The sequence below is a fragment of the Dehalobacter sp. genome (genome assembly GCA_023667845.1).
Taxonomy (GTDB): domain Bacteria; phylum Bacillota; class Desulfitobacteriia; order Desulfitobacteriales; family Syntrophobotulaceae; genus Dehalobacter.
Genome location: JAMPIU010000095.1, coordinates 43,347 through 67,787, shown reverse-complemented (window position 1 = coordinate 67,787; position 24,441 = coordinate 43,347). Strand labels below are relative to the sequence as shown.

Sequence of the window (24,441 nt, the reverse complement as noted above, 5' to 3'; positions counted from 1 at the left end):
TTTCATTGGAATTTGAAGAAGATGCCAGGCAATGTTTGATTACCTGGCATCTTCAGTTTTAGAAATGGATTTCTCCCATGTTGAGACTCGTCGTAAGATCGACCTCTTTGACTATTTTATTGTAACCATCCAGATAAAATTCTAATTGATATTTCCCGCTCTTTTCATCAAGTTGGTCGAACTTAAAGTCTCCAAAGTTATCCGTCGTCTGTTCGGCAATCTTTTGCTTGTCCTTAGACAGGACGACTTTACATCCTTCGGCGCATCTTTCAATACCGTCGCGGGTATACGCTACGCTCCCGCTGATAAAGCACTTTGTATAGCGGTACAAGTTTTTGTACAGGCCGCCTGGTTTCGTTTTCAGCTCAGGCTTATAAGCTTCAAGCTTCTCTGCCTTAACCATTTCTTCAAAATCCGCGTCTTCCATATAAACAACTTTGATCGCTTCAAGCGGGCAAGCCTGAGAACAACGGGTTTTTGTCCACCCTTGATCAATCAGATGTGCACAAAACGTGCATTTTTGAGCGACATTGGCTTCTTCGTTCCAAGAGATCAGGCCGTAAGGACAGGATTTGACCAAATCTTTTTTGCCCTTCGCCTTCACCGGGTCAATGAGAACAATACCGTCCTGTCTCTTTTGAATCGCCCCGCCCGAGGCTTTAACACATGGCGCATTAGCGCAATGCATACAAACTTTTGGCAGATAAGCCATATCAATATTCGGGTACTGCCCTCTCTCTTTCGGAACCGGGTCGATCCATTTTTGCCCGAACCGGGGCTGGGGAACCGAATAGCCCGGGAACGTATTGTCATCAAATTCATCTTTGCAGACGACAAGACAGTTAAAACACGCAAGACATTTTTCGATATCAATTACAAAATGCCACTTCTTCATTTTGACTGATCTCCCTTCCATAATCTAATTTCGACAAGACAAGAATTGGCAGCCATCGAGTGCGACTGTCGGATTTGGGTTCTGGAAGGCGTAAGGATGTTTATGAGTCCGCCTCTATCGGGTGATTTTCCGGGGAGCCCGATCGGATCGTACTTAGCGGCAGACTCATAGGCATGCACCGTGCCCGGATTTAGGCGCTGCGTAACCACAGCGGCACAGATAACCGAACCGCGGTCATTGTAGACTTCCACCAAGTCATGGTGTTTGATACCGCGTTTTTCCGCATCCTCAGGGTTAATCCGGATCGGCCAGTAATGATAGCCGTTGATGGAAATTCTGTGGTTGGATATCTCGTTAATAACCGTTCCTTTGCCGTCGCTCATGGTATGGTGACTGTAGCGCGGATGCGGTGAGATCAGTTGCAACGGGTATTTTTGATACAGTTCGCTGCTTCTGCCTTCCCAGGACGGAACATACTTATTAATTACAGGTCTCTCGGGATCATTCGGATCAAAACGCTTAAGGCTTGAGCATTCGAATTCGAACAGGCCGCTTTGGGTTTGCAGCCCTCTCCGGTATTCCTCTTTATACTCCGAAGGCAGCGGCGTCAGTTCCGGCGCATCCTTCAGGCGTCCTTCATAGAACCAATTGTAAGCGACAGGGTCACGATCCTTTTCATCATAAATCGGCGGAAGGATATAATATCCTTTGGTCAGGAATTTACGCCAAGAGATCACCTTGGGCAAATCGGTCGCGTCAAACATCCTCTTGACCCAGTCAAACTCTGTATTGCCTTCACTGTACGGGACACCAACTCCGAGTCTGCAGCAGATATCTGTATAGATCTGGAAATCCGATCTTGATTCGCCCAGTGGTTCAATACATTTATGCTGAATAAAGAACGTCCGGTGATTACACTGCAGGAATGTTTTGTCGATGATACCGCCGCTGTGGGCAAATTCGCCAATGTCCCAGCGCTCAAAGTTCGTGCAGACCGGCAGAATGATATCGGCAAACCTTACTTCGCCTTCATTCCAAATTGACTGATTAACGACAAACTCAATGTTGTCGGTCTGGTAAGCCAGCGCGTACCGGTTGGACTCCGGTTGGGTGCTCATGTAAGCGCCGCCGTATTTATAGTAGAGCTTAACCTGCGAATGGCCGGGAGACGGATAAGGCGCAGGGAAGAACTGTCCCTCAAGTGAGTAAGGGTTCATCGGATAACCCATTGCATGTCCTTCAAGAAAAGCTTCCGGTATTCTTAAGCGGGGAACAAACTGCGTAACCGAGCTGACGCTTGGCGTCGACGGCATACGCTGGTACAGGTTAACGGGCGAACCGGTGAAGTTATAGTCACCGGAGAAACCGCCTTCCGCATAACCCGGGAAGAAGAAGCGATGGTTCAGCGGTGTTCCGAACTGCATAGCGCCAAAGTTTACGCCGGGTTTGCCAAAACCTTGCAACGCCATCAGACAAAGCATTGATCTGGCCCATTCTCCCCCGTTTGATCCGCGGCAGGCGCTGCCTACACCGGCCATGCCGCCAGGGGACATATAGGTTTTTTTGGTCCCCCATTCCTCGGCCAAAGCCCGGACATCCTTTGCTGGAATACCGGTTTCTTTTTCCTGCCATTCCGGGGTCTTCGGTATGCCATCTTCCTTACCAAGGATATAATCGCGCCAAAGTTCAAAACCTTTGGTGCGGTTTTCAACAAAGAATTTATCATAAAGATCCTGCGTCAGCCAGACGTAAGCGATTGCCAGCGCCATTGCGGTATCTGTTCCCGGTCTCGGCGAGAACCATTTTCCGCCCATCCAGGCAGCCGTATGGTTATAGAAAGGATCAATATGGACAATCTTAATGCCCAGGCTCTTCAGCCATTCACGACGGATAGCGCCTTCATAGGTTCCATAGGCCCCTGAGGTTGACTCCGGGTCACTGGACCACATGACAAGCATTTCGGAGTTTTTAAGCTGGTCTTCAACCGTGGAATACTGATCCGGCGAACCGAGTTTGGCCGTGTTTCCCCAGTGGTGCATTCCGCCCCAATAAAAACCCTCCCAGCTGTCCGGATTCATACAGATGCGTGAAAAACCAAGCGTGTTGATAAACCGGTCCGAAGCGCTTAAGTGGTAACCGATATTACCCCAGGTGTGGTGGGAGCTCCCTGCAAAAAAAAGTGATCCCGGGCCATACGTCTTTTTAACCCGCGCAATTTCACTGCTTACGATATCCAGGGCTTCGTCCCAGCTAATTCTCTCATACCCCGATATCCCGCGGTTTTGTGTATTTCTGTTGCCCTTGGGATCAAAATCCACCCGCTTCATTGGATAGAGAATACGGTCCGGCGAATAAACCATGGATTTCCACGTCAGCCCGTGAGACGTACAGGTAACTCTTTTTGGCGGCGTAAATTTCCGTCCCCTGGCGTTAATTGTAAACGGTTCCGGATCCTCGCTATCAAGGTCGATCGGCGTCGTTCTTAAAATTTTCCCATCCTTGACATAAACAAACATCGGGCCGCCGTTTGACCCTGTGGTATACCTTTTGACCCCATTCCCCATGTCCGTTCCGTAATTGCCGCCGAAGATCGTCGACATATTCGTGATTGCGGTCAGCATATTTGCGACATACACACACAATTCGTCCGGACCGTTAACCGTTAAGGAAAAGTCCTTTCCGGCAGAGATAAAATCCAGTTGGCTCCTGTTAAATTTCATGAGATGGCACGCCAGCGCCGCATCCTCAAAAGCCATGACAACATCGGCGCCGGGATTAACCCCATTTTTTGACGACACGCGTCCATTTTTGAAGGTAAAAAACCTTCCCTGTGAATCATCCCTAATTTTAATTTGCAAAGTAAAGTCTTTCTTTTTGAGGTGTGCTGCGAAACTGGGATATCTCTTTGCAGAAAAATTTAAAAGTTTTTCGAGACCCAATAACGTAGTTGAGAACTGTATCTGTTTGTTTGTCGATACTTTTCTAAATGACACTTTTTACCCTCCTAATAAAATAATAATTAATCCTTTTCAGCTAAGATTATAAGATAACACCTTGATTTTTTTTTGTATTACTTGATACATCCTTTTGTGTTGTCTCCTATCAAAAATAAATCGTTACGTTGCACAGAAAAAAAATTGTATTATTAGATACAAAACATTTCTCAAATGGTATCACATAATACAATCTCATTTTGTCCTCCCATCTTATAATCGAAAATGAAAAAGGAGGTGAAACTAATTTCGTTGTTTCATTTTTAAAAATAAAAAATAGGAGGTATTCTGATGTCTGAGCCAAACAGATCTTACAAATGGGTTGTACTGTTGCTCATGTGCTTAACGATGATTGCTTTCAACTCTTCCCAAATTAGTATTGCTCCCAACGTTGGATTAATTTTGAAAGATATCCCGATGAACAATACCCAAGTCGGATTTGCGATGTCTGCTGCTACGCTTTGCGGAATTGTATTTGCGTATTTTATTTCCTTGCTGGCAAATAAGGTTAACCGCAAAACACTTGTATTAATTGCACTTTTGTTAATTGGCGCCGGGGTTGCACTTACCGGAACTGCCACTGATTTCTGGACAATCGTTATTGGCCGGATTATTGCCGGTTTAGGTAGCACGACATTAATTATTGTCACGCCCCTCTTTGTTACAGGTTACTTCGATGAAAAAAATATGGGCATGGCCATGGCCCTGTTTACGGCAGCTCAACCACTCGGAATGATTTTTGGTTTAAACGTTTTCGGTCGCGTCGGAGCTGCAGTGGGATGGCGCAATACGATGTTTATGATCGCATGTCTGGAAATCGCCGTCTTCTTACTTTGTCTTCTTTTCCTGCGTCTTCCGAAAGCAAATGCTGAAGTTTCGGCAGCATCGCACAGCCTTAAAGACACACCCAAAAGCATCAACATGTGGCTCCTTGCCGTCATCTACGCAGTCTTTACTTTGTCGGTCTCCGCTTATGTAAACTTTGGTCCGACATATTTCGGTATGAACGGCACCCCGCCGGCACAGATCGGTTTGTTTGCAAGCCTGATTATGATTATCCCGCTTGTACTTTCCCCGTTCTTCGGAGCCGCCTTGGATAAAGGTCTGAAAAATTACAAGCGTCCGATCCTGATTTTTGGTGCTGTTCTTATGGCAGCTTCCTATTGTGCGATTGGATTCCACTTCATGAATACGTTCTTCATTTGGGCCGTACTACTTGGTTTAGGATTCACAGTCGTTGCTCCCGTTTGTTATTCCGCTATGCCTGAAATGGTCAGCGAGAAAAACCTCAGCATCGGAATGGGTTTATTGATCATTTCGTTTGACGTCGGCGGCTCATTCGGTGCCATTTTATTCGGAACAGTCCTTGATGCCAGTCACGGTGTTTTCTCCGTTGCATTTAGTGTCGTAAGTGTCCTGCTGTTGGTTTTAATTCCCTTAATTCTGGTTCTCAAGCTCAGAGAGAACTCCCTTAATAAATCTGAACAACGCTCATTGTCTTCCTGACATTCATTCGTTACTTATCACAGGCAATGTTCTGAAGAATACTATACTGTAAACAATAATAACGCATGTCATTCAGTATTCCTAAACGACATGCGTTATTTATATCTGAATACGTATGCATAATATTAATGACATAAGGTATAATTGAGGTGTGTCAAATTTATACTAACCGAAACTAATATCGTTCATTTACGATTTTGTTAAACAATAGGTGGTTATCAATATGGGACAGTGGGAAGAATGGTCTCCTTGGACTGGAAACATGATCGCCGATGAAATGGTGCAAAAATTATTAACGTTATCAAAAGCCGCAAAATATGCCAAAGGAGATATTATCTACGGGGAAGGGCTCGATAATAAACTTTCCCTACTTTTATCCGGAACTGTAGAAATTAGTATAACAAGTGCCGGCGGACGCAAGAGAACGATTGCTATTCGAGAAGCAAGGGCATTTATAGATGACGTACTCGTAGATGGCATTTACTATGCTTTGACTATAACCTGTCTTACACCCGTTGAAATTGCCATATTCGAACATGATGTGCTTGCAAAAGCCGGATATGAGGATCCCAGTATTTTGGACTGTATGCTGCGATCCTTAATTTTGAAGCTGCAAGGATTGTCTTTTTACCTGGCTGGTCAGACCTTTGAAGAAGTCGAAGACAGGGTATATTTTCTCTTGGTGAATTTAGCCAAAAAATATGGTATGAAAACAGGAAATGGCTATTTAATTGGAAAACCCCTTACCCACCAGTTTATTGCCGACATTGTCGGCTCGACGAGGGTAAGAGTTACACAGATTCTGAAAAATCTAATAAGTGAGGGGTTATTGGATAAGATAGATGGAAAATTTATAGTCTTTTTAGATAATATTCCGAAAAGGTAGTATGAGATATGGGATCAATCAATAAAAGAGGCCTTCGTTGCTATTATAGTAACGAAGGCCTCTTCTTACATAATACTCTCCTCTATAAACCCTTTTTTACCGGTAGAACAAGTATACCTAGAATATACAAGAAAGCCGCAATTCCTAACCCTCCAATAAATCCTCCCCACTCCACCAACGACGGTACGTAGGTGACCTGGAAATTTTCAAACGGCAATGCTTGCCCCGCCACCAGCAAATTCATCTTGGCTACAAATATCCCCGCAAAAGCCAAGATTGAGGCCGCTTTCACGTTATTGCCGCTCTTGTATTTTACCAGCAAAACGAAAGGCAATAGGATGCCCAGAAGGATCTGTCCCCAGAAAAACGGCGCTAAGTTTCCGCTCAGGAGAAGCTGAAAACTCGTTTTGGCTTCTGCATGCATTCCGAGAAGGCTTACAGCAGCAATTTCGACAAGGCTGACTGCCAAGGTTGCCAGTAATAAAACAGCTAATGTTTTCTCCAAACGGCCATCGCTTTCCTTTGTATCTCTTATAACCAAAGCAACCGCTGTCGCCGTTACAAACGCCTCGACCACAAACAACAAAGGCGTCAAAACACTGGTCCACATGGGGTTTCCGGTACTGACAGTCAAAATTAATCCTTCAACAATTAACAAAGCCAAGGCGACCAACGTTGTTAAACTAGCGAGAATTTTGCTTGGTTTGCTAAAGAGGCAAACAATGCCTAGAATCAAAGACAGACCCAGAGAGTAAAAATCCCATATAAACATAGACGAGAAATTGGGAGAAAAAAGCATGTTGAGGACACGCTCCGGCCTGCCAATATCCATCAGAATCGTAAAACCGGCAGCGATGAAACAAGCAATCGCAGCGATCAGCAACGAACGGCGCTGCATTTTAACGGCAGAAAGTATTCCGAAATCTCCCAAAGCTGAGAGAATCAGCAATCCGCCTCCGGTGCCGGCCAGCAGAAAGAAGGATGCAATGTAAACGCCCCATGCCATGCTCTTCCCTGCTGCTAAGACATCTAATCCTACAGTAAGCTGAATGATCCAGGCGGCTATGCCAATTAAAGCCAAAACACCAAAACCAATTATTTTTTTATTGCCCGGAGAATTTCTAAATTTTTCTATTGTTGTCACTTCATTCAGTGTATCCATATTTTTTCACCACCCCTTCTATCCTTTGATATAGTACACTCTTGGATTTGTACCGGCTTCAGGCAAAAGTGTATACGCTTTTCCGGAACTCACCAATTTTGCAGCTTCGCTATTCGGATCATCAAGATCCCCAAATATTCTGGCAACAGCCGTACAAGCCTGGACACAGGCCGGTTGCTTGCCCTCGGCCAATCTGCCTTGACAAAACTCACATTTTTCGACAGTGCCCTCCTGATGAAGCGGGTACATGGCCTTTTCAAAAGTCGAAAGCCCTTTTTCCGGATAATATCCTTTAGAAGTTGACGTAACAAAATGCCTGACATCATACGGGCAAGCCGCAATGCAGTACCTGCAGCCGATGCATTTGTCCGCATCAACCGCAACGATACCATCTGCCTGTTTTTGTGTTGCTCCTACCGGACATACTTTTTTACAGGGCGGATTATCACAATGGTTGCAAAGTACAGGAGAATAAACCGGCCGGGCATCCGGGTATTTCCCCTCCTGAGTCTTATACACCCTGCACCAGAATTCGCCAGGTCCGGTTCCATTTGTCTGTTTGCAGGCAACAGTGCAGGCATCGCAGCCGATACACCGAGTTAGGTCAATTATCATACCATATCTCATGGGTAATCATCCTCCTATGCCTTCGTTATTTTCATTCTAGGGCTGTTTTCAATACCCCCGGTTATAACCTCAATGCTCTCCCATGTTGAGGCAAGCAAGCGGTTATACGGAATATTTTTCTTTGACAACGGATTCATTGTCGAGACTAAACGCCCTATACCTGATGCAACGCCCATGCAATCGGGATGCAGCAACTCAGTGGTTTTAACGGGATAAGGCCCGATTTTCCCACCGAATTGACTTTCGACATAGACCATATCCCCGTCTTTTAATCCTTTTTTGTCCGCAGTTGCCGTATTCAGCAGAATTTTGCCGAAATCGGGGTTTTGTTCTGCTGTTTCGACAAGCCAGGGGTTGGTCCCAACGCCGCTGATATCAAACAGGAATTGGGGAATTTTCCAAACGACGCCGTAAAGATCATATTCTGCCGGCGCACTTTGCGTTGGCGTCGGCTTCCAAGCCGGCACACCCGTATAGTAAAACTTAATCTCTTCGTCACTGAAGCCCGGATGTTTAACTCCTGCTTTTTCCATGCCGGCCAGCAACTGTTCTCCCGCTCTCTTGTAATAAACATTGTAAAGCGGGTGACGTGTCGTTTTGCCAGGAAAAGCGGTGTAGTTGTAGACATCCTGCGGTTTCATCTCATCATAGACAAAACCTTTTGCGGCCAAAGCATCAAGCGTGATTTGCGGACCGTATTGCCCTTTCAAGTAACGCTCGACAACATCCGCCGCCTTGTGTTTCTTGCCCAGATCAAGCCAGAATTGGGGCGGAATGCCCAAAATAATGTTGGTCATAAAATTCAGTTTGTCCGGTCCCGGCCCATAGAGCATTCCCATCCGTTCCGCGATATCGGTGAACACTTCGTCCATAATCCGCACATTATTGACAGGTTTAATGATCTCTCTGTGCCCGATATGGATGTTGCCTAATCTTGCTGATCCCGGTCTGTACATTTGGAAGTAGAAAGCTGTCGGCATCTCCAGATAAGATGCTTCCGGCATGACCAGATCGGCGAAGGCTGTGTGTTCATCAACATGGTGAGCAATCGATACAACAAACGGTATCTTGGCTAAGGCTTCCCCGATCCGTTCCGGATTTCCGCCCTTCGTATAAAGGTTTGCGGCGAAACTAATGAACATTTCCGGGGTATAGTTAGCATAATAGGGTTTCGGGTCGAGAATCAAATCGATCATGCGGTAGGTGATGTCAAAACAATACGGCTGGAACTCTCTGGCCTCCAGTGCTTGCGGCGGCCATTGCCAAGGTGTGAATTTGCAATGGAAATTCTCCGGAATGACGACACCGTCTTCACCCGGCGTAAGCGCCTTCGGATCAGGGGCCACAATATTTCCTCCCGGCACGGCTACAGCACCGATCAACTGGTTAACGACCATGGACATCCAGAATGCATGGTGACCGTCACGATGACTGGTCAATCCGCGGCTGACGCAAATTACAGCCGGGCGAAGCGGCAAGGTAACCCCGTTGATGTTAACGGTACTGCCGATCTGGGCATTCTCGATAAGGTCCTTCGCAATTTCACGAATCTTAGCGGCCGGAATCGTCGTCAGTTCCTCAGCCCATTCCGGCGTGTATTTAACCATTCCCTGTTTCAGAAGTTCAAAAGCAGGCTGTACCTTAACACCATTGACTTCATAGGAACCTTCAAGCGCATAATCTCCAATGCTCGGATCATCAAAAGCCTTCGCGGCTTTGGCCACGGAATCCCAGACGAGCGGCTTGTTGGCGGCATTCTTCAGGTAATCCCCTTCAGGACTGATCAGGTACGGTCCGGTTGTACGGTTCTTTACAAACCAAACATCAAATGTGTTCAGTTCATGCAGGATGACATGGGCCAATGAAAGCATAAACGGAAAATCCGATGCCGGTCTAATCGGAACCCATTCCCCAAGCTTGGCCTCGGGTGAACAGCGCGGATCGACAACGACTAACCGTGTGCCACTTTTCACTTTATCAACAATATAATTTGCAGCTCCGTCTCCAGGCCCGATGTTTGGTGCTGTCGTATTCCCTACCGAGAGAATATATTTGGCATAGTCCCAATCAGGATACTGGGCAAAACCGCCTTGAACCAGCCCGTTGGTCAAGTGTACCGAACACATGGCCCCGGTAATCATCCCTTGGTTCGGGGTGCCGAAAACCGTCGGGAAAATGGCTCTCATTCCGGTTATTTGATTGGGGAAAGCCGGGAAACCCTGCATCCACCACAACTTGCGCGGATCACTTTTGCGAATAGCCGAAAGCTTTTCTACCATTGTGTTGATAGCTTCGTCCCAGCTGATTTCCACCCATCCCGGATCGACATCCAATCCTTTTTTAGGGTTGGTCCTCTTCATCGGTGATTTTACCCGATATGGATTATACACAAAAGCCGGACTTGACTGCCCTCTTACGCAGCATTTTCCCTTATTCCAGGGCCCCTCCGGGTTTCCTTCAACATGAACAAGTACCCCATCCTTGACTGTGTAAAGCAGACTGCATTTCGCAAGATGACATGAGTGGCAGAGACCAGGTTTTACTACGGTTTCGGACACGGCTGTTCCATCCGTTTGGGCAAAGATCTGCTTTGAAATCGGGAACAAGTTGCCTGATAATGCTAAAAACGCAACCGCTCCACCTGTTCCTTTTAAGAAACCCCTGCGTGTTATCTTGGATTTCTCAACATTTTTAAGCAAAATAAGTCACCTCCATCTTAGTGAAAAAATAAATAAAATGCCTAATTTTTAATAATGATGTCGATTCTCTTTTGTTCATGGGCTAAGAAGCTGTGTAGCATAGATAGATGTCCCTTATAAAAATCAGTATCTGCCATGGATAGCGCTTTTTCAATGAAATTAGGTATCCATAAACACAGATGCTCTGTCAGAAAGTTGTATTGCTTTTCAAGCAACTCTTTGGCTTTCTCTTCATTACTGGATTTCCAAGCTTCTATCTCCTGTACGGCAAGTTGACGCAGGTATTCCAGCTCAACCCCAATATAATCCGGCCTCTCCTTTGCTTCATCTGAAACTTTCATTCCAGACAGCCGATAGATTCCCGACAATTCCTGCAATACCACTGTTGCGTCACGAACACAGGTAATCCATACGGCCTCGCACGGCGGCGGAGGTCCATAGCCTGGTTTAATTCCCCTGTATAGTCTGGTCCTATCGACTCCTAAGGTTTCAGAGAGTTCAGGTGCTTCCATTTTAGCGGTTGATTGAATATACCCCAGCATTAAAGAAGCTCCTACGTCCAGATTCGGACACAAAACATTTTCGTTGGACAGTTCTTCCAGTATGGAGATGAAATCCTCGCTCCGAATTTGCTCTACAAATGTGAGATCCGGCAATCCCATGAAGTGAATATTCATCAAATGACAGAGATAAGCTCGTGCTTGTGCAGCACAAATACATTCATCCGCAAATAAAATACTTTCGCTATCAGTATTCATGAATTGCCTCCTTTCAATTAAATTGTTAAACATCTACCTTCTACCGGAACCCATTTGTGAGTCACCATCTGTAGCAGCAAAGCAACTTCTGATGATATTGGGGATTGTAAAGCTGCACGTCGCAACCCCCATAATAAATCACTAATTGTATAATAGACCGGTCTATATAATATGTCAAATAGAATATTTATTTAAAAATTTATTATAAAGGGCGTAACGAAACTTTATAAGGTTTACAGCCCCTTTCCATAAAATATTAACCTTAATTAAATAAAAACTCTATGTTTGGCCTAAACCCTGAACTTAACCACAGCTTCTTCCAATTTGCTGGCCAGCACCGAAAGCTCCTGGCTTGAAGATGCAACTTCCTGAACCGATGCGGATTGTTCTTCTGTTGCAGCCGATACGGTTTGTGCCTCGTCAACGGACATTTTGCTTTCAGATTCAATTCTGATGAATACATCGGCTATTTTTCGACTCCCGCTAATCGTCTGCTTTACAACCTCAGTAATTCCATCCACTTGATTCGAAACGATATTGACCATTTCAACAATTTCACTGAAGGCTTTTCCGGCATCATCGACCGTTTCCATCCCCAGCTTGACTTCCTTGTTGCCGTTATTAATGGAACATACCACAGAATCTGTATCCGTCTGAATGTCTGCGATAATCCCGGCAATTTGCTCAGCAGCTTTTTGTGACTGTTCCGCCAGTTTCCTCACCTCATCGGCTACTACAGCAAAACCTTTCCCTTGTTCTCCGGCACGTGCAGCTTCGATAGCTGCATTTAACGCCAGCAGATTTGTCTGTCCGGCCAGACCTGTAATGGTATCGACAAACTGTCCTATTACCTTCGAGCGTTCCCCTAATTTCGCTACGGCCTCTGCAGAATAAGATACGGTTTGATCAATATTATTCATCTGGCTTACTGCTTTTTCGACCGCGCCAGCACCTTCTTTAGCCCTCTCTTTAGCTTGAGAAGACTGATTAGCAACTTCACCAATGTTTGATTCAATTAAATGCTGCGCCTTATCCATTTCCTGCATCAGCACTGATAATTCGATTGTGGATTTAAGCTGTTCTTCAACCCTTTGGGCAACATTTGTTATTGAAATTGCGACTGAATTTGCAGCCTGTGCCGATTGTTCTGAATTTTGATTCAACTGTTGGGAAAAAGCTGCAACTTGTTTTGAACTTTGTGCAACCAAACTGATTGTATTGCGAAGAAAAGCCAAAAAATTGTTTACAATATCCGCTAGTTCTCCTGTTTCATCTTTGTTCTGAATTTCTATTCTTTTGGTCAGGTCACCACCGTTTTTGACCAAATTCTCCAATTCTTCCTGCAAACGGGCCAGAGGTTTTGTAATTGACCGGGCAACAAAGAAAGCCAAAATAAGCGCTAAAATGATCAGTATAAGAGAACAGGCGAGTACCGAATAGATGATCATTTTTTCACTGGCAATAACTTGATTAATTGCCTCTTCGATATTTTTTTCTTTTAGCTGAACTATCTCTAATAGTTTTCCGTTGGACTTGTCCCATGTTGTAGAAGCTGATTGAAGTTCGGCAGCTAAGCCTTGGTAATCTTTGGCTTGCCCATAAGCTAGAAGTTTTGGTATATGCGCAACATATTGGCTCCAATAGTCAATGTGTTCCTGGTAAATCTTCCTTTCTTCTGGGGTTGTAATTAACTTTTCATACTCCGGATACTTTTGGTCTGCTATTGCTTTCTTCTCATCTAGTTGTTTTAAGATATTCTCATCCGGATTTATAATATAATTGGCGATTAAACGATTGACATCGCTAGTCCCCCTTGCAAGACCATTTACGATTTCGATACTCAGGAGAGAGTTTGTTCTTATATTCGTCACTTCATGTTGAATAGCATTCAGCTTGTACCAAGTAAAACCACCTAGCCCTGCGATGAACAAAATGACAATCATGAAACCACAAATCAATTTATTATGAATACGAAGGTTTTGAAATCTCATACAATATCCACTCCATTTCTCAATTTTATTTAAATAAATTAATTATATATGACTTTATATAGACCGGTCTATTATTAATTAATATAAAAAACTCTTTTAAGATATTAACAATAAAGAAATACTGTCTGCTGCAATTTGAAGTGGTGCTGTATCTTTTTTTGTGACAGACAGGGTAACAGCCCCATCAATCATGGATTGAATCAGAACCGCTAGCTTTTGAGCTTTTTCCGCAGTAAATCCTCCTTGAATCAATTTTTTAGTAAAAACATTTATCCAAGAGTTATACTCTTGTTCGCAGGCTTTTCTCAACATTTCACTTATTGATGACACTTCTAAGGACAGTAAAGTTACAGATAAATAACTTTCTTCGTGAATAATATATGTTGCTAGTTCTTCAATCATTAGTTTAAAGGCCTGATTAAGATCAGCAACACTTGATAAACTTCCCTCTACATTATTTCGAATGACAGACCCCACTAACTTTATGGATTCTAACGCCAGTTCTTCTTTGCCATTTGGAAAATGATAATAAAGAGAACCTTTCGGTGCACCACTTTCTTTAATAATTTCGTTCAGCCCCGTCGCATGATATCCTTTTTTCTGAAAAAGCTGGGAAGCTGTTTCAAGGATTCTTTGACGTGTATCTACTCTGCCATTAAGAATAAAATCACCCCGTTTTGTTATTGTTTGAAATCAGCGTTCAATTATTGATTTGATTATACGCTGTTTTAGAGAAATGGACAATCCTTATTGATTTCCTCTTTCTTTACATATATGATGGATTGCACGTTATAATCTTTATGTTGTAGCTTTATCAAATGACTTTCAGGTTTCTAGGAAATAATTTATTGTAAAAAATTTTTAAAAGGTACCATATCTCTCAAGAAATTATTTATGCTTACAAATGGACTAGGCAACTTCACCCCTAATATTTGCAGTAAACTTATTATAAAAGCGAATAATAGGATAAACGAACACACGACAAGCTCACGCCAATATTTTTTTCTGATAAGCCCCGGAACATCGATCAACACTCCCGCAATAAAAACAACAATCAATAAAAATATTTTCATATTTCCCTCCTAATTATTTGGGCAATTTTCTAATTTGGGCTACCAGCAAGGATATCAAAGGAATCAAAATTTCGAAATATACACAAAAAATAGGCCAACCCATTTTAATATAAGTTCCTACCGGGGAAGCAAATGATAGAAACGCTAAACTTATACTGATAGCCCCGATGGGAAACACAAGCGGCAAATAAGAACGGAAATTAAATAACTGGGCAGTTCCCAATACAACTGCATAATATTGAACGATAACCTTTACAAACATTGTGATCATGAGCCCAATCGCAACAAGTATTTCCATCCGGGTTATTATGCCCGCTATGTTGATCATCCTCACCGCTTCAAAATAAGGAGAGACCATAATCGCTGAGGTGTCCCCCAATACCGTTGTAAATTGTATACTAATGATTAGCAGGGTTGCCCCTCCGATTATTAACCCCAACAGGACGGAACTTTTTGCCTGTTTTAGCACATTTACATAAGGGATAATCATGAGAAAAACCAAAATCTCGCCAAAGGGCATCGTCACCAAAATTCCAATGCTATAAATGATATCCTTGAGCGGAAGTACCAAAACCGGTAAAAAGTTGGTAAAATCCATATCTTTTAGTAGTAATACAAATGTTACTAAAAATATGATTACGGCAGTTACTGCCAGAATAATCCCAATCCTGGCTATAACCTCTAGCCCTTCACGGACCGCCCAGGCACAAACAATTGCAAACATAATTATGATAAAGCTCGTCGGTGTTTCCGGCATGATGTAAGTCAACACAAACTCTCCAAGATATTGAAAGTTGGCAGGTATTAGTAATATAAAAAATAAGAGATATTGTGCTGAAACCAACTTGCCCAAATAAGTGCCGTAAATGATATCGTTAATCTGGATCAAATTATTGCCGGGAAACTTTTGGACAAGGATTATATAAACCAGAGCAATTAATATACTGATTGCCAGACTGATTAAAGCGATGAGCGATGTATCATGTTTGGCGAATCTTGTCATAAAAGCTACCATCAAGGCTGAACACTGGACAGTTGCTGCTACGAGAAACATCAGTTGCGAGCTTGCAATTTCTCCTTTTTCAATTTTCATAAATTACCTACTCCTGTTTTAATACAACCGGACTTGTAATTCTGCCAGTGAAGCGCAATTTGGCTTCGATAGCAAATTCAACATCAATATCGGGAAACACTTCATCCCAGTTACCTTCCAACTCTTTCCACTCTTTGGGATATTTTTTATTGAAAATATCCCCAAAGCCAAAAATATCTGTATTGAGTTTTTTGGCTTTTTCTAAGGCAGCCATTATTTCATTTTCAATTACTGCAGATTGCTCTTTTTCCAGAGATTCGAAAGCAAGTGGCAATGCTAAATCCTCATGGCTGGACTGGCTGCCTAAGCTACCTTCTTCTTTAATTTCTATTTTAAAGTGAATCTTGCCATCAATAATTTCGGGGATTATTTTGGTGTTGGAGCGAGTTATTTCCAGACTGGCTTTACCATCACCGTTAGGACTCTTTACCTCAATAATGCCGCTTTTTACTTCATTAATAACCCATAAAAGACCACGGGTTTCGTCCTTGTCGAGCTGGCCAACTAATTTGTCCTTTTTAAAAATCGCTGTACCCGATACCATAATTTTTTTCTGTTTTTCTCCACCTGTAATTTCTATAAAAGGAGCTATAGGGGCTGTCGTCTTGCTCATTAACCGGGTTATAAATTGCTCTAAATTCACAATACTTGATTGGGATGTTTTATTTTGGGACTCAACCAGGTGGCCAATCTCCATCGCTGGAACTTTTCCCAATTCCGGTGCTACATTTAAAACTTCACTGGCTCGCTCTTTAGAGATTAAAACCCAAGTATTAAGCCGAGTCTCATGATCGCGAACGAAAAAATCAATATGGTTTTGCAGCCCTTCTTCTGCCAGGTCACGGCTAAATACTAAAATCTGATTGTGTGGAAAGAAAAGTAGTTTATTCATTTCATGAGAAAAACCGCGTGCGATATCAGATTCGCTGTCTCCAGTGTTCGTTAGGTTCAGGTAGCCTTTCGGGCTACTGCCGCCGTTTTCTTCTTTTTTACCTGATTTAATTTCCCCCGGTTTGATAATTTGAACTGTCATTTCTATATCGGGTTCCTTGGCCTTATCCAGGCCTACGCCCGAAACAATAGCCAAGGTATTTAACTCATGCTGGCTCCAACAACCGCTTAAAACAAAGACCAGGCACAAAGCAGGTATTAATTTTAAGATTATTTGAATACTTCTCATTATCCACCTTAAATTTTTCTATTATTTTGGTTTATTTGTCTCTTTAGATGGAGGTTCAGGCCTCAACCTGAAATCCTGCCGTTCAGGATCATGCCACCCGATAGCTCGAGGACGAGTGACCATCGCCCAAATAGGCGCTCTGATAAAAGTATCTTTCATATCAGTGAGACTAAGCGGCGCCAGCGGCGATAAGTATGGGATCCCAAAAGACCTTAAAGATGCAAAATGAACAAGCATCCCCAATAACCCGATCATAATTCCATACCCACCTGAGGTCCCTGCAAGAATAACAAAAATCAAACGCAGAATACCTCCCGAGTCTGTCTGTCCGGGAACCGCAAAACTGGCTACAGCTGTTAAAGCTACCACAATAACCATAGGTGACCCGATAAGTCCGGCTGAAACTGCAGATTCCCCGATTACCAAAGCGCCAACAATACTTATTGCTTGACCGACAGGACGCGGCAACCGGATTCCGGCCTCCCTGAGGATTTCGAATATTATACCCATAATAAAAGCTTCCATTATTGCTGGAAAAGGAACCCCTTCCTCGGCTGCCGCCATTGTGATCAATAAAGGAGTAGGAAGTAATTCCTGATGAAAGGTTGAGATCGCTACATAAGTTGCTGGAGCAAGGATGCTGATTGTATAAGCAATAAACCTGATTACTCTAATCACGCTGACAAAATAGGGCCGGGCATAGTAATCTTCCGAGCTTTGAAAGCTTTCAATGAAAACCATGGGTACGGTTAGCACAAAAGGTGTTCCGTCAACCATGATCGCGGCCCGTCCCTCTAGTATTTTTGCCGCAATAATATCCGGTTTTTCACTGTTGGCAACTGTAGCAAAAATTGAAAAAGGAGCATCTTCAATATATTGTTCAATATACCCTGATTCCAGAATGGCATCAGTCTTGATTCTACTTATCCGTCGTTGGACTTCAGCGATAAGTTTAGGATTCGCAATTCCCTTCAAATAGACGATACATACAGTCGTTTTGGTTTGTTTCCCTATTTTTATTGTTTTCACAGTAAAATTAGGATTCTTTATTTTACGTCTTAGTAAAGTTATATTGGTTAATATTCTTTCGTTAAAACCTTCACGTGGTCCCCGAACAACTGAATCCGTTTGCGGCTCTTCCACACCTCGGTTTTCTCCGTCTCCACCGCTCATAACCAAAGCCCCCGAAGAACCATTTATCAGCAGAACCGTATTCCCTGATAAACACTCTTCAACAATTTCATCTATAGAAGTTACCTTTTTTGCATATCCCACTGAAAGCATAGTCTTTCTAACAACCTCAATACTATCAGATACCAATGAGTCTTTACCCGCTAACCGGCTATCGTACATTAATGGTTTAATAATATTATCATTAATGTTGTTTAGATCCGTCATGCCATTAAGAAAAATAAGCGCTCCGTCAGTTTGCCCCTGAAAGCCAAAAGCAAATTCACGAATCGTGATATCAGGGCTAGTCCCTAAAATACCCCTTAAAATATCGAGGTTGTTTTTTAGATTATCAGAGAGATTAGCCTGAGAAGGTCTCTGAATATTTTCTTCTTCATCGGGATAGCAGTTTTGACTATGCAACAAAAAAAGCAATTTCTTTAAAATATAATTGAACACCTGTTCCAGGCCTTTCCAACAAAATTGATTGTATTTAGTTTCACCAAAAAATTTTATCATATACAAAAATGTTTTATTGCAGGATGCAATGCCGTGAATATATGGTTTGATAAACATTAAAGCAATAAACACTGACATAACAACAATACGCACCGTGAATAGCCGGTGCGTATTGTTTATTTACTTATGTCAAAGACGCTTTTCCCTATTTAATTGTTTTGTTCAAATCCAAGAGTAAACTATTTCATCAGAAGTCAATATTATATTCCTTAAGTTTTCGGTACATCGTCGATTTGCAGATGCCAAGCTTTTCTGCCGCCAAACGGACATTGTTATGATTATTTATAAGCGTATCCTCAATCTGTTTCTTTTCCATTGTTTTGAGAAATTTAAATTCATGGGGCTTTTCCAAAAGTGTATTCTTCCCAAAATTGCCGGTTACATCCGGCGGCAGATGCTCTGGGCAAATAGCACTGCCATCTGCCATGTTGACCGCATAGATAATCGCGTGTTCCAACTGACGAATATTGCCGGGCCAATACAAGTTCTGCAGGTAATTCTCCATCTTGATAGATAATTCAGGTACCGACTTCCTCATTTTACGGCAATAGTTTTTGATAAAATAACGGCATAAATGAGGAATATCATCTCTCCTCTCCCGCAAAGCCGGTATATAAATATAAAATACCGATAATCGATAATACAGATCTTCCCGAAACATTTTCTTCTCGATCAGTTCCAAGGGATTTTTATTCGTAGCGGCAATCACGCGAAAATTAATCTTTTTCGCTACGGAACCGCCAATTCGTGTTACTTCATTATTCTGCAGAACACGCAAAAGAACGGGCTGAACTTCCAACGGCATATCCCCGATCTCATCCAAAAACAGCGTCCCGTCATTGGCCAATTCGATTTTTCCCGGCCGGCCTTTACGGTTTGCTCCGGTGAAACTCCCGCCTTCATAACCAAATAATTCACTCTCGATCAATTCTCTCGGAATGGCTGCGCAATTGATGGCAACGAAAGGTCCATTAGGCCGATAGCTGTTGTGAATTGCCTGAGCGAAAAGCTCTTTGCCTGTCCCGCTCTCCCCTACCAATAAAACATTTTCGGGTGAAGCCGCTACTTTTTTGCCCACTGCTTTAACCTGCTCAAAATATGAATTTTGTCCCATAATATTCTCAAAAGTAAAAACGGCTGAACTCCCCGCCCGGACAGCAGATTGTTTGTTGATCCGTTCGGTTGGGTTCAGTTGTAGGACAGCTCCTTCGGGTGTCTTCTGACCCTTTTTTAAAATCGGGCGGCAGGCAATCAAGTAGGACTGTATTTCCCCATTAATGCACAATGCCTCCTCGAAATCCGCAGATTGTCCTGCATTAACGGCCGCCATCAACCGTGAATTGTCCAATAAATATTTGCAGATGTTTGTTGGCTTTAAATCATCAGCTATACGAGAAAAAATACGGCACCCTTCATTGTTGATTCCGATAATATTGCCCTGCCGATCGATAGTGATAATACTCTCATCGATGATGGACATCGTTGTCTCCAAACGTGAATTGGCTTTTTCCAGTTCGGAACATTTTTCCTCAAAATGAAGACGGCTTTCCAGTGCAGCTGCGATCAACGTCACCAATTGGAATGTTTGAAAACATAAATTTTGAAACGTATCATCCCATGGGGTATCATTTAACAGCTGGGCTGTTGTCAGCGCGGCAACCATTTCACCCTTGGTGTCAAAAATGGGTACACAGGTCCCTACACTATTCCCAAGCGTATTGCAAAAGTGCTCCGGCCCTTGAAGCTGAAAAGGCCTTTTATATAATTTGGCCAAACTGTTTGCGGTGGTTCCAATAATATTCTCTTGAGCGACTGCTTTAAAAAGTTCGCTCCGTGCAGCCTCAGAGGGTTTTAGATTGCGGTACAGCACATTTCCCTTTATGTCCAGCATGAAAAAGACAGGGGGAAAGTCATCGGAATATGGAATATCCTCAAAAATCGACATCAACGAAGAGATCGGAATACTGCCGATTAAAGCGTCGTCCATTGCTGAGTCATCCATCTCAATAATCGGGTGTCTTTGGTCATAACTATTCATGTCCAAATTTTCCGCCAAACAACGCTTCCATGACGACAGTATTTCGGGCGGCAAATACGGAGTCTGCCAGTCTACCTTCTTCCCTGCCAGCAAATCATTTCGAAAACGGATGATCCCTTCCCAGCGTTCCTTCGTCATTCGATGATACTGACCTATTCCTCTCATGGTACCCTCCCCTTCTGGGAAAAACGAATTTCACTTTTCTTTATAACCCGTCGAAAACAGTTAAGATAAAGCTGATTCAATTTTATTATACATGTTTTTTTTCTCAATTCAACTTATAAAAACTGTCAAAGCCACGCCCGTTTTCAGAGTGTGGCTTGACGCTATATGAGAAATTTGGTTAGGGCTTAATTAAATACACTTTTTCCCCTTTTTCTTTCATTTTGGCACTCAGCTCATCTATTGTTCCGTATTCGATGGCGCTGGCCAGACAATGAAGAACACAGGAGGGGACATTTCCTTCGGCAACTCTGTCGGCGCAGAGATCACAATATGAAGTCGGTGTGGGAATATAGTTCCATTCATAAGTTCCCGGCTCAAATTCCCAGGGGCCCATTTCCAGTACCTTGATCCCCCATTTGCCTATGGGAAGCTCTTTTTCGTTTTTACAGGCTATCTCGCAGCTTTTACAGCCGGAGCAATATTGATAATCAATCAGTAAACCATGATTTGACATCGCTTTATCTCCTTACAATTTATTAATCTTGTGCTTTGGAAATTTTGCAGATCATACTCTTATAGGGTGCGCCGTATCCAAGCTTACCGATTTCTTTATGGGGGATCAGGCTGTTGACGTTAGATTTCCATACACCGTACAGGTTTGGCTCTTCCCCATTTTCTTCAGGGAACCACCAGCCATGGGCTGCTGAAACGCAGTCGCGTCTGACAATGGGTGTTACTTCCGCCTTCAGCTTGGCAGAGCCAAACATATTTTCAATGTTGACCCAGTCGCCATTTTGGATGCCGTATTTGGCAGCGGTCTCAGGATGGATTTGCGCCCACGGATCAGGAGTGATTTCACGCAGCGAGGGGATCTGGCGGTGTTCCGAGTGGAACGACGTAATTCTTCTGGCGCCGGTGGTCAAAACCAGCGGATAATCTTTGGCATATTCACTCAGAGGACTATAACGCGGTTCTTGATAATACGGCAGTGGGTCATCACCAAAGGCTTCATACATGCTGCAGTAGAGTTCAACCTTACCTGAAGTCGTTTCAAAGCCGGGCTGACCGTCACGACGCAGTATACCCTTTTCATATTTCCTATAGGCAAATCTGGACTGAATTACGACCTTCTCGCGAAGTTGTTCATAAGTGTGTCCCGGTCCGTGCATGACTTGTGAATTGAGAAACGCCGGCCAATCCATATTAAATGCTTCAGGGTTAAGGATACGACCGAGTCCATAAATGATCTCCAGGTCGGATTTTGCTTCACCGACTTTAATCGCTGGAATGGTGGCACCCTCAATAGCAGGGTTCATGCCAAAGTGCGTACGCACAATGCCTTCATGCTCCGCAAAGGTGGATACAGGCAGGAAGATATCACCGCAGGCCATAATGGTCGGCGTCATGAAGACATCTGCTGCTACGACAAACTCCAGTTCCTTCAATACTTTATGCCATCTCTTAGGCTGAGCCGAACAAGTAGGCGTAATAATATTGGTAGCTTGGATCCAGCCCATCTTAATGGGATAAGGTTTGCCGGTTTCCAGCGTTTCCAAGGATAGGTCGGGATGTGCATGATTGGCCGTCGCAGCCACAGCAGGATATTCTTCACAACCAATACGTTTTTCGTGGAGATGCGCCGGCAGGTCAGCCGCATTTACTTTCGAAACGTCTCTCGCTCCCTGAGCATCCTGAAGTCCGCCGACGGCAAAGCCCAATAAGGTGCCGCCAGGAATGTCGAGGTTGCCGGTAATCGCCGCTATAGACAATACCGCCTGTCCAACCTGAACACCATTGGGATTCTGGTCAATGGATAATCCCCAGCTAATAGCGTTGGGTTTTTTCGTACCGAGAATACGGGCGACTTCGATGATCTGTTCTGCGGGAACCCCTGTGATTTCCGAAGCCATTGACGGCGTATACTCTTGGACACGTTTCTTAAGATCTTCAAAGCCAAAGCACCATTTATTAACAAAATCGTGGTCAACAAGGTCTTCGTTGATGATAACGTTCAGGATCGCCAAGGCCATAGCCGCATCGGTACCGGGACGCAGTCGGAGCACATGCGCTGATCTCGTACCCAGCCATGTCATTCTGGGATCGACCATGATCACCTTCGTTCCGCGTTTCATCATTTCAATGAGACTGTGGCCCCAAAGTCCATCGGGGTTGGAATTGAGCGGTTCCTTGCCCCAGAGTAAAACATATTTCGGCAATACGTATTCAGGATTATCATACCGGCCGGGTAGAGCTCCGGCATAGTCCATTTCCGGCACGCCGGAACCCAGCATAAACGCGGTGATGGCGATACGTGGGCCGTAGCAGGACCAACCGCTCTGTGCATAGCAATCATTCGGAGTCTGCAATACAGCATTACAAAGGGTTGTATGATAAACCGTACCTTCTCTGCCGGTACCGTCGAATTCCATGATTGCTTCGTTGCCGTATTCTTTTTGGACCCGGCGTGTTTCTTTAGCGATGGTATCAAAAGCCTCTTCCCAGGTGATGCGCTCCCACTTGTTCTTACCGCGATCTTCTCTAGCACGTTTCATCGGATAGATAATCCTATCCGGATGATAGACATATTCTTTTAAAGCTAAACAACGAACACATAACCGACCCTTCGTGATCGGGTGTTCGGGATCACCTTCTACCTTGATGAGTTTTCCGTCTTTGACAAACAATTTGAGACCACAGCCAACGGGATGGCATCCCGGTGGTGACCATGCACAAGTTCTGGTTACCACCGTACCGTCGGCTAATGTTTGCCGCCATGTTGAATCCATTCTTATTCCTCCAATACTTTTTCTTAATCGTTGAGCGAATAGTTACCGTAATCAGTATCGGGATCAGAGGCATGACCCCAAGGAACATCTCCAGTCCTATTCAATTTGTTATAGACTCCATAAGAGATCTATTTCAAGATCCGTACCAAGGGGATCACTGAGACAAACTGCGCTTTTTACTTTACTACGTTGTGCATTTTTTAAACTTTTGTCCATTTTTTAAAAATCATGCAAAAGTTTACTTGTTTCAGGAGAATCGTTTTTTGCCTTGTTTTTTCTCCATTCTTCATATCGGGCCTCCTTCATTTCTCCTGTTAAAGGAGAACGACATTTTAGACAACTATCAAGTTCCAGAATATTTTTCGTACTGCAATTTGGACAAATCAGATATTTCGGCCGGCAATGCTCACATGTAGGACTGCAAAAATAACACAAGTTTATCTCTCCTCCCTGAAAAAAAGGCCTATATTCAAACAGCCGAAGCCACACCCTTTTAGCAGGGTGCGGCTTGACGACTTTTAGCAGGAAATATACCGTTGTTAAGGCTTAATTAAATATACCTTTTTACCTTTTTCTTTCATCTTAGCACTCAGTTCATCTACTGTGCCGTATTCAATGGCGCTGGCCAGACAATGAAGCACGCAGGAGGGGACGTTTCCATTTCCCTGGGCAACTCTGTCCGCGCAAAGATCACAGTATGAAGTCGGCATAGGAATATAGTTCCATTCATAAACTCCCGGCTCAAATTCCCATGGTCCCATTTCCAGTACTTTGATTCCCCATTTGCCAACTGGAAGCTCTTTTTCGTTTCTGCATGCTATCTCGCAGCTTTTACAGCCGGAGCAATATTGATAGTCAATTAATAAACCATAATTTGACATCTCTTTACCTCCTACCTTA

General features: G+C 43.6%; 18 protein-coding genes. 2 read left to right on the top strand and 16 right to left on the bottom strand.

All coding sequences use genetic code 11. The annotated features are described in order from the left end of the window. Window positions 1-58: 58 nt before the first annotated feature. Complete coding sequence (locus tag NC238_06970) at window positions 59-895, bottom strand: (4Fe-4S)-binding protein (protein MCM1565681.1); 837 nt, start codon at window positions 893-895, stop codon at window positions 59-61. Continuing rightward, window positions 892-3,888, bottom strand: a complete 2,997-nt coding sequence (locus NC238_06965; GenBank protein MCM1565680.1) for a molybdopterin-dependent oxidoreductase — start codon at window positions 3,886-3,888, stop codon at window positions 892-894. Before NC238_06965 ends, NC238_06970 begins: the two co-directional genes overlap by 4 nt. A gap of 291 nt (window positions 3,889-4,179) precedes the next feature. Between NC238_06965 and NC238_06960 the strand changes: the two genes are divergently transcribed. Next, entirely contained in the window at window positions 4,180-5,394 is a 1,215-nt protein-coding gene (locus NC238_06960; GenBank protein MCM1565679.1) for an MFS transporter, read from the top strand. 223 nt (window positions 5,395-5,617) lie between these two features. Continuing rightward, window positions 5,618-6,280: a Crp/Fnr family transcriptional regulator gene (locus NC238_06955; GenBank protein ID MCM1565678.1), complete on the top strand. Its 663-nt coding sequence runs from the start codon at window positions 5,618-5,620 to the stop codon at window positions 6,278-6,280. Window positions 6,281-6,362: 82 nt separating this feature from the next. Here the strand turns inward: NC238_06955 and nrfD are convergent, their stop codons facing one another. The 14 genes from nrfD to NC238_06885 form a co-directional block, all read right to left on the bottom strand. After that, window positions 6,363-7,442: a polysulfide reductase NrfD gene (gene nrfD, locus NC238_06950; protein MCM1565677.1), complete on the bottom strand. Its 1,080-nt coding sequence runs from the start codon at window positions 7,440-7,442 to the stop codon at window positions 6,363-6,365. Between the two features lie 18 nt (window positions 7,443-7,460). Next, entirely contained in the window at window positions 7,461-8,069 is a 609-nt protein-coding gene (locus NC238_06945) for a 4Fe-4S dicluster domain-containing protein (protein ID MCM1565676.1), read from the bottom strand. 14 nt (window positions 8,070-8,083) lie between these two features. Further along, the gene (locus NC238_06940) at window positions 8,084-10,768 is read right to left on the bottom strand and encodes a molybdopterin-dependent oxidoreductase (GenBank protein MCM1565675.1); all 2,685 of its coding nucleotides are present in this window, start codon (window positions 10,766-10,768) and stop codon (window positions 8,084-8,086) included. Between the two features lie 41 nt (window positions 10,769-10,809). After that, entirely contained in the window at window positions 10,810-11,526 is a 717-nt protein-coding gene (locus NC238_06935) for a molecular chaperone TorD family protein (GenBank protein ID MCM1565674.1), read from the bottom strand. Between the two features lie 290 nt (window positions 11,527-11,816). Next, window positions 11,817-13,517, bottom strand: a complete 1,701-nt coding sequence (locus NC238_06930) for a methyl-accepting chemotaxis protein (protein ID MCM1565673.1) — start codon at window positions 13,515-13,517, stop codon at window positions 11,817-11,819. 96 nt (window positions 13,518-13,613) lie between these two features. Further along, window positions 13,614-13,919: a hypothetical protein gene (locus tag NC238_06925; protein ID MCM1565672.1), complete on the bottom strand. Its 306-nt coding sequence runs from the start codon at window positions 13,917-13,919 to the stop codon at window positions 13,614-13,616. Window positions 13,920-14,362: 443 nt separating this feature from the next. Continuing rightward, window positions 14,363-14,590, bottom strand: coding sequence for a hypothetical protein (locus NC238_06920; GenBank protein MCM1565671.1), 228 nt, complete (start codon window positions 14,588-14,590; stop codon window positions 14,363-14,365). Window positions 14,591-14,603: 13 nt separating this feature from the next. After that, window positions 14,604-15,683, bottom strand: coding sequence for an endospore germination permease (locus NC238_06915; protein ID MCM1565670.1), 1,080 nt, complete (start codon window positions 15,681-15,683; stop codon window positions 14,604-14,606). 7 nt (window positions 15,684-15,690) lie between these two features. Continuing rightward, window positions 15,691-16,863: a Ger(x)C family spore germination protein gene (locus NC238_06910; protein MCM1565669.1), complete on the bottom strand. Its 1,173-nt coding sequence runs from the start codon at window positions 16,861-16,863 to the stop codon at window positions 15,691-15,693. Window positions 16,864-16,884: 21 nt separating this feature from the next. Continuing rightward, window positions 16,885-18,492 carry a spore germination protein gene (locus tag NC238_06905; GenBank protein MCM1565668.1) on the bottom strand — a complete coding sequence of 536 codons (1,608 nt, stop codon included), beginning with the start codon at window positions 18,490-18,492 and terminating at the stop codon, window positions 16,885-16,887. 247 nt (window positions 18,493-18,739) lie between these two features. Continuing rightward, window positions 18,740-20,755, bottom strand: a complete 2,016-nt coding sequence (locus NC238_06900) for a sigma 54-interacting transcriptional regulator (GenBank protein ID MCM1565667.1) — start codon at window positions 20,753-20,755, stop codon at window positions 18,740-18,742. A gap of 178 nt (window positions 20,756-20,933) precedes the next feature. Further along, a complete protein-coding gene (locus NC238_06895) occupies window positions 20,934-21,269 on the bottom strand; it encodes an oxidoreductase (GenBank protein ID MCM1565666.1) in 336 nt (111 codons plus the stop codon). 22 nt (window positions 21,270-21,291) lie between these two features. Beyond that, window positions 21,292-23,541, bottom strand: coding sequence for a molybdopterin-dependent oxidoreductase (locus NC238_06890; GenBank protein ID MCM1565665.1), 2,250 nt, complete (start codon window positions 23,539-23,541; stop codon window positions 21,292-21,294). A gap of 539 nt (window positions 23,542-24,080) precedes the next feature. After that, window positions 24,081-24,422: an oxidoreductase gene (locus NC238_06885; GenBank protein MCM1565664.1), complete on the bottom strand. Its 342-nt coding sequence runs from the start codon at window positions 24,420-24,422 to the stop codon at window positions 24,081-24,083. Window positions 24,423-24,441: the final 19 nt, after the last annotated feature.

Excerpts from the sequence above, each read along its gene's own strand:
- NC238_06970 (MCM1565681.1), bottom strand. The coding sequence starts at position 895 with ATGAAGAAGTGGCATTTTGTAATTGATATCGAAAAATGTCTTGCGTGT.
- NC238_06960 (MCM1565679.1), top strand. The coding sequence starts at position 4,180 with ATGTCTGAGCCAAACAGATCTTACAAATGGGTTGTACTGTTGCTCATG.
- NC238_06955 (MCM1565678.1), top strand. The coding sequence starts at position 5,618 with ATGGGACAGTGGGAAGAATGGTCTCCTTGGACTGGAAACATGATCGCC.
- nrfD (MCM1565677.1), bottom strand. The coding sequence starts at position 7,442 with ATGGATACACTGAATGAAGTGACAACAATAGAAAAATTTAGAAATTCT.
- NC238_06945 (MCM1565676.1), bottom strand. The coding sequence starts at position 8,069 with ATGAGATATGGTATGATAATTGACCTAACTCGGTGTATCGGCTGCGAT.
- NC238_06935 (MCM1565674.1), bottom strand. The coding sequence starts at position 11,526 with ATGAATACTGATAGCGAAAGTATTTTATTTGCGGATGAATGTATTTGT.
- NC238_06930 (MCM1565673.1), bottom strand. The coding sequence starts at position 13,517 with ATGAGATTTCAAAACCTTCGTATTCATAATAAATTGATTTGTGGTTTC.
- NC238_06925 (MCM1565672.1), bottom strand. The coding sequence starts at position 13,919 with ATGATTGAAGAACTAGCAACATATATTATTCACGAAGAAAGTTATTTA.
- NC238_06920 (MCM1565671.1), bottom strand. The coding sequence starts at position 14,590 with ATGAAAATATTTTTATTGATTGTTGTTTTTATTGCGGGAGTGTTGATC.
- NC238_06915 (MCM1565670.1), bottom strand. The coding sequence starts at position 15,683 with ATGAAAATTGAAAAAGGAGAAATTGCAAGCTCGCAACTGATGTTTCTC.
- NC238_06910 (MCM1565669.1), bottom strand. The coding sequence starts at position 16,863 with ATGAGAAGTATTCAAATAATCTTAAAATTAATACCTGCTTTGTGCCTG.
- NC238_06900 (MCM1565667.1), bottom strand. The coding sequence starts at position 20,755 with ATGAGAGGAATAGGTCAGTATCATCGAATGACGAAGGAACGCTGGGAA.
- NC238_06895 (MCM1565666.1), bottom strand. The coding sequence starts at position 21,269 with ATGTCAAATCATGGTTTACTGATTGATTATCAATATTGCTCCGGCTGT.
- NC238_06890 (MCM1565665.1), bottom strand. The coding sequence starts at position 23,541 with ATGGATTCAACATGGCGGCAAACATTAGCCGACGGTACGGTGGTAACC.
- NC238_06885 (MCM1565664.1), bottom strand. The coding sequence starts at position 24,422 with ATGTCAAATTATGGTTTATTAATTGACTATCAATATTGCTCCGGCTGT.